Source organism: Candidatus Poribacteria bacterium (assembly GCA_016866785.1).
GTDB lineage: Bacteria > Poribacteria > WGA-4E.
The window spans coordinates 1-6,595 of the sequence record VGLH01000171.1 but is presented as its reverse complement, the minus strand read 5'-3'; the positions used below and the strand labels follow the sequence as shown (position 1 = coordinate 6,595).

Sequence of the window (6,595 nt, the reverse complement as noted above, 5' to 3'; positions counted from 1 at the left end):
GGCAACAAGGCGTTTCGGCATCCATGGCGGCACATACTTCGAATCCGATCCGCTCAGCGAGCGATACAGCAACAGAGCCACCAACACAGAGTCTGGAAAGATCGGTGTTTTCGCCCACTTTCCGGTCGGAGGAGACGCCGAACAGAACAGACCGACATACAAGAAGAGCCGACGCAACCGCGCATCATACGGTAGACTCATCGTCCCACCCATTTCGCGTTGTTGAGGATGAAGTCGTCAATCCCAGTTTCAACAACGCATATCGGATAGGCAACTCTCCCTCAACACCCTATCAGAGGAGCACGCCGATTGAGACAGACTCCTCCTATTCGCTCTATCCGGGAGCACCGACTCAGCCGACCTCCGAAATCGTCCTGTGGAAAGACTGAGAAGCGGTCAGGGGACGTGCGCCGCTCTGTGGTGCGGCATCTCGGCGGCTTTCGTGATATGCTGGGGCGATCCCGGCAGCGCCGGCTCCACTGGCTTGATCAGGAAGCGACCCCATGGCTACCCCACGCTCGTCCGTCGTCGATACGTCGCGCAGCCTCCACGCGCGGCTGCGTCCGGTTCCCATCGGTTCCGTGCATCTGGAAGACGCCTTCTGGGCTCCTCGGCTCCGCCAAATGCGCGAAGTCACCCTCCCGACCCAGCACGAAATCCTCGAAGAAACCGGACGCCTGTTCAACTTCCGCCGTGCAGCGGGCAAGGAGACAGGCGACTTTCGAGGCATTTACTTCAACGACTCCGACGTCTACAAGTGGATCGAGGGCTGCGCCTACGCCCTCGCCGACGAACACGACGGAACCGTGGAACGCCTCGCCGACGACGTCATCGACCAGATCGCGGCTGCCCAGCATCCCGACGGCTACCTGAACACCTACTACATGTTCGACCGGGAGAAGGACCGCTGGTCGAACCTCAAGGACATGCACGAGCTCTACTGCGCGGGGCACCTCTTCCACGGGGCCGTCGCCTACCATCGCGCCACGGGCAAGCGCAAGCTCCTCGATGTCGCCGTCCGGTTCGCCGACCACATCGACGCGACGTTCGGGCCCGGCAAGCGCCCCGGAACGCCGGGACACCCCCAGATCGAGATGGGACTCGTCGAGCTCTACCGCGAGACGGGAGAGCAACGCTACCTGAAGCTCGCGCAGTTCATGCTCGACGAGCGGGGCAAGGGCGTCATCGGCGGCAGCAACTACCACCAAGACCACGCGCCCTTCCGCGACCTGCCCGACGTCACCGGACACGCCGTCCGCGCGATGTACCTCAACTGCGGAGCCGCCGACCTCTACATGGAGTCCGGCGAACGCGCGCTGATGACCGCCCTCGAACGCATGTGGCGGAACATGACCGAACGCCGCATGTACATCACCGGCGGCGTCGGAGCGCGGCACGAGGGGGAAGCCTTCGGCGGCGACTACGAGCTCCCCAACGAACGCGCCTACTCCGAGACTTGCGGAGCCATCGCCAACGCCATCTGGAACTGGCGTATGCTGCTCGCCACGGGCGAAGAGCGCTTCGCCGACGTCTTCGAGCTGGCGACCTACAACGGCTCCCTCGCCGGAATCGCCCTCGACGGTCGCCACTATTTTTACGTGAACCCCCTCGCCAGCCGAGGCGGACACCACCGACAACGATGGTTCGGGTGCGCGTGCTGCCCGACGAACATCATCCGGCTCGTCGGCGAAATCCCCGGTTCCCTCTACACGACCTCCGACGAAGGCATCTGGGCCCACCTCTACGCGCAAAGCACCGCCCGAATCGCCTTCGGCGGACAGACCGTCACGCTCGTCCAGCGAACCGACTACCCGTGGGACGGCGTCGTCCGGTTCGACGTGACGCCCGAATCCCCCGGCGAGTTCTCGATCTTCCTCCGCATCCCCGGATGGAGCGAGGGAGCCCATGTCTCGGTGAACGGGGAACGCGCCGGCGTCCGCGTCTCGCCCGGCGGATACTTCGAGCTTCGACGCCGATGGGAGTCCGGCGACTCGATCAAGCTGGACATCCCGATGCCCGTCCGAGCGTTCGTCTCCCACCCCCGCGTCGAGGCGACGGCGGGACGGTTCGCGATCAAACGCGGTCCCATCGTTTACTGCGTCGAGTCGACCGACAACGCCGATGCGGACGTGTGGGCATCTGCCATGCAGCTCGGTTCACCGGTGCGAACCCAGTGGGAGAGCGACCTTCTCGGCGGCATCGTGACGCTCTCCTGCGAGGGCGTTCTCGACGACGCCCAGGCGTGGGAACGCCGGCTTTTCCTGTCCGTCGAGCAGACCCTGGGCGGAACCAGCCGTACGCTGACCGCGGCTCCGTACTACGCCTGGGATAACCGTCAGGCGGGCCCCATGACCGTTTGGGTACGCGGACGCGGCGTGTAGAGTCGTGTGAAGGGCGTGGGAGCCAAGCCTAGAAGCCTGGCAGGGAATGGTCCGGGCTCAACCGGAGTACGTGCGAGACGACTCCAGGATGAGTAGCTGTTCCGCGAGCTCCCCGCTGGAGTCCTCAGGTTCACGGTAATCAAGCGATGCGCCGTCCATGCCGACGTACAGACCGGCAAGCTGAGGAACCGATTTCCGCGCGAGCTCATAGAACGCCGGGTCGATCTCGATGCCTACTGCTTCGTAGCCGATGGCAGCGGCGGCGGCGAGTGTCGAGCCGCTTCCCATGAACGGGTCGAGTATGGTCCCCTGTCCGAGCGGCAGGAGACTGCGTACCACGATTCGGAGGAAGTGCTGGGGCTTCAGCGATGGGTGGTTCGCTAGCTGCCTCTCCCTGGCTGGAGTCTTGAAGCTCGGTATCACGTCGGGCAATGGCTTGCCGCCATCGAGCATACGCAACCCGCCTGTCGCCCACTTGCGCAGATTCTGTGCGACTGTACGTTCGGCGATGGGCTTGCGGAAGAGCATCCAGGGTTCGAAGTTGCCGCGGGGCGTAACGCAGACGCCTGGGAACTCCGTTTCGGCGTTCTTTGGGCGATCTCCGCCTCGGAACCCATGGTAGATGCGCAGAAGCGTCCCTCGGTTCTCAAATCCCTCAGCAACCATGGCATTCTGGACGTACATCTGAAGGGCTGGGTTGCCGGCGATGAGCACATGCGCCCCAGGTCGCAGTTTGGGATAGAGAACCGTCGCCCACTGCCGGAAGAAGCTCTCGATCTCCTCCTTCTGCTCCTGTGATAGGACTGTGAAGCGCGGCAGGGGCCGCCGCTTATGTCCATCCCAAGAGGGTGGGATCCGCCAGACTCCGCCTTTTCCTGCTCGAAGCTTCTCCACCTGACCCGAGGAGAACTCGACCAGACCGTAGGGTGGGTCGGTGCACACGGCGTGGACGGAGTTGTCCTCCAGGCGAGGCAGCTCGTCCATACAGTCGCCGAGTATCAACACGGGATCGCACATAGGTTCAACTATAGTCGAAAGACTGGTGTTGTGTCAACAGCTATACTCGCGCCAATGAGAAGCACTGCTAGTGCCTTGCTCGGTCGCGCGATTCGGCTGTTCCGAGAGTCCTCTGGACTGTCACAGGAGAGACTTGCCGACCTGGCTGGCATCACCTACCAGTACCTCTCGGCTGTCGAGAACGGCAAAGAGAATTTCACAGTCGGAGTACTAGAGTCCATCGCGCGTGCGCTGGGTATCACGCTGGACCTGTTGGTCGAACAAGCGTACACTTCGTCGAGTCCTGTGCCAGTCGTCGACAAACGCAACTTCGTGCACGGTGCGGCCCTTCCCCCGGAACTGCGAGTGGAGCACATCGAGGCTGCGCTGAACGAGACTCAGAGGGTGATTCGCCTGATCAACGCGTCGTTAGTCAGGGATTCGGGCAGGCCGCTTCCCGCATACATCCAGCGGAACAGCTTCAGCGGCATCGTCTCGAACGTCCTCACCGACGCATTCTCCCGCCTGAGTCCCTACAAGCATAACCACGACCAGAAGTTCCCGGATCTCGTGTGCAAGAACGCACAGGGGGTCACCGTCGCCGGACTCGAAGTCAAGTGTACCATACAGACGGGCAAGGGCGGTGAGAGCCATAATGGACATAGCGGGTGGCATGTGGTTGCCTGCTTCTCCGTTGACGACCAATTCGGCGACGTTCGCTTCATCCATGTCATGCTCGCCGAGCTTGTCGGTCACGGCCAACCTGACCCTGACTGGAAATACGTCCGCAGCACGGTCAATCCCGATACCGGCAGCCAACGCACTGAGACATACAGCACCACGCCCTCTGGCATCGCGAAGCTGAGGCACGGGACGGTGTATCTGGACCCTGCGCTCGAAATACGCCGGTGGCGCACTCCTGCATGCGTCCCAGCGCCGCCGCATTCGCCGTTTCAGCCACGGCGGACGCACCGCTAGAACGCTGACGGCGATCCCCTACTACGCCTGGGACAACCGCCAGGCGGGCCCCATGACCGTTTGGGTACGCGGACGCGGCGTGTGACACCGGTGAGGATGCGATGAATCCAGAACGCACGGACGGCGAGCACTCCTGATGGCGAAGCCCCCGCGCGCCGTCGCGCTCGTAGGGGCGGCAACCGCCTTCTCGCTGCTGGGCGACCAGACGCTCTACTCCGTCCTGCCCACCGACTACGAGCGGATCGGTCTGCTCCCGTTCCAGGTGGGTCTGCTCCTCTCCGTCAACCGCTGGATCCGCCTGCTCACGAACCATCTCGCGGAACGGCTCATCCGCTGCTACGGCATCACGCGGCTGCTGACAGCTTCTCTTCTCGTCGGAGCGGTGCTAACGGCGGTCTACGGAACGGTCACGTCGTTCACGATCCTGCTCGCCGCGCGCATGACCTGGGGTTTGTGCTGGTCGTTCATCCGGCAGAGCGGCATGCTGACCGCGTCCGAGAGCGCCTCCTCGTCGAACGCCGGCGAGGTGATGGGCTACTACAACGGCATCTCGCGGATCGGCTCCGTCGCCGGGAACCTGCTGGGAGCCATCGGCAGCGACATCGTGGGGCTGGCGCGGACGCTGTTCGTGTTCGCGGGAGTGTCGTTGCTGGGCACGCCGCTGGGAGCCCTGTCGCAGACGAAGCGCGGAACCGTCCCGCCGGTTCCGTCGAGACACACGCCGCTGGGTCACAACGTCGGCATCTGGTCGTGCGGCTTCATCGAAGGCTGCGTCGGCGCGGGACTCATCATGTCGACGCTGGGACTCGCGCTTAAAGATCGCGTCGGCAACTCGGTGCTGCTGCTGGGGATCGCCGTCGGCGTCGCCACGGTGAACGGTCTCCTGCTCTCGACGCGATGGGTGTTGGACGGCCTCGGCGCGCCGCTCTTGGGAGCCGTGAGCGACCGGCTGGGTAGGCGCCGGAGCGCGTTCCTCTTCTTCGGCACGGGGAGCGTTGCGCTGCTGTCCGCGTCGGCGGTTCCGCATGCGGCCGTGCTGATGCTCGCCGTGCTGGTGTTCTTCGTGTGCGGCACGTCGGTGAGCGTCCTCGTCGCGGCGGAGGCGGGTCGGCGGGGCTCGCGCGACATCGCGGCGTACGTCACGGCGGGCGACCTGGGCTCGGCTTCGGGCCCGCTCATCGGATGGACGATCCGTCAGATGGGATTACCCGTCGGGATGATCTTCCTCGTCGGCGGAGCCCTCTACGGAGCCGCATTGCTGGCGGCGCGGTTCGCGTTCGCGCGGACTCTCGGAGGGCAGTCGGAGCCTTGACGAGTTCCATCCAGCGGCGCATGGAGTCGGGACGCATCCGTCGGAGGGAACGTATGGAACTGAGCATACGGGAAGCGCGCCGAGTTCTGATCCGAGCGCAGGGGCTCGACGGTTCCTGGGAACCGATGGCTGGAAAGGATGGAGCCGCGCGCACGGTCGAGCGACTCGGCTACGTGCAGATCGACACGATCTCCGTCGTCGAGCGGGCGCACCACCACGTCTTCTGGAGCCGTCAGGCGGACTACACGCCCGACATGCTCGACGTCCTACTGTCCGAGGATCGGCGGGTCTTCGAGTACTGGGGCAGAGCCGCGTGCTACTTCCCGATGACCGATTACCGGTTCTACCGCCATCGGATGCGTTCCGCCGCCGAGTCGCAGCGGGCGCGCGGATGGATCGAGACGAACGCGGAGGTCGTCGCCCACGTCCTCGACCGCCTGCGAGCCGAGGGACCCCTGCGCTCCGCCGACTTCGAGGCTCCGGACGGGCGGAAGTCGGGCCCCTGGTGGGACTGGAAGCCCGCCAAACGGGCGCTCGAGCTGCTCCTCGACACCGGCGAAGTGATGGTGACGGCGCGGCGGTCGTTCCAGCGGGTTTACGATCTCGCGGAGCGCGTGCTGCTGCCTGGCGTCGCCACCGACGAGGCGGACGAAGCGGAACGCGCGCGCTTCTCCGTGCGCCGGTCGCTCAACGCGCTCGGGCTCATCACGGCGGACGATCCCCACTCGTGGCGGCTGGCTCCCAGGGACGCTCTTCGCACTGCCCTCGACGACATGGTGGCTGAGGGTGAGGTCATCCCCGTGGCGGTCGAAGGGATCGAGACGCCCCGGTACGCGCGTCCCGGTCTGGAGCTGCCCCCGCCCTCTGATGCCGTCGCCATCCTGTCGCCGTTCGACAATCTGGCGATCGACCGGTGGCGGATGCGCGA

General features: G+C 64.8%; 5 protein-coding genes. 4 read left to right on the top strand and 1 reads right to left on the bottom strand.

Features of this window, described 5'->3' with window-relative positions; all coding sequences use genetic code 11:
• The first annotated feature begins 503 nt into the window (after positions 1-503).
• A complete protein-coding gene (locus FJZ36_17270; GenBank protein ID MBM3216651.1) occupies positions 504-2,381 on the top strand; it encodes a glycoside hydrolase family 127 protein in 1,878 nt (625 codons plus the stop codon).
• 57 nt (positions 2,382-2,438) lie between these two features.
• Here the strand turns inward: FJZ36_17270 and FJZ36_17265 are convergent, their stop codons facing one another.
• A complete protein-coding gene (locus FJZ36_17265; GenBank protein MBM3216650.1) occupies positions 2,439-3,398 on the bottom strand; it encodes a site-specific DNA-methyltransferase in 960 nt (319 codons plus the stop codon).
• Positions 3,399-3,452: 54 nt separating this feature from the next.
• Between FJZ36_17265 and FJZ36_17260 the strand changes: the two genes are divergently transcribed.
• From FJZ36_17260 to FJZ36_17250, 3 genes are all read left to right on the top strand, one after another.
• Positions 3,453-4,355, top strand: a complete 903-nt coding sequence (locus tag FJZ36_17260; protein MBM3216649.1) for a helix-turn-helix transcriptional regulator — start codon at positions 3,453-3,455, stop codon at positions 4,353-4,355.
• A 136-nt stretch (positions 4,356-4,491) separates the two neighbouring features.
• The gene (locus FJZ36_17255) at positions 4,492-5,667 is read left to right on the top strand and encodes an MFS transporter (GenBank protein ID MBM3216648.1); all 1,176 of its coding nucleotides are present in this window, start codon (positions 4,492-4,494) and stop codon (positions 5,665-5,667) included.
• Positions 5,538-6,595 (top strand): winged helix-turn-helix domain-containing protein (locus FJZ36_17250; protein MBM3216647.1); only part of this gene is annotated, 1,058 nt, incomplete at its 3' end. The genes FJZ36_17255 and FJZ36_17250, both read left to right, overlap by 130 nt.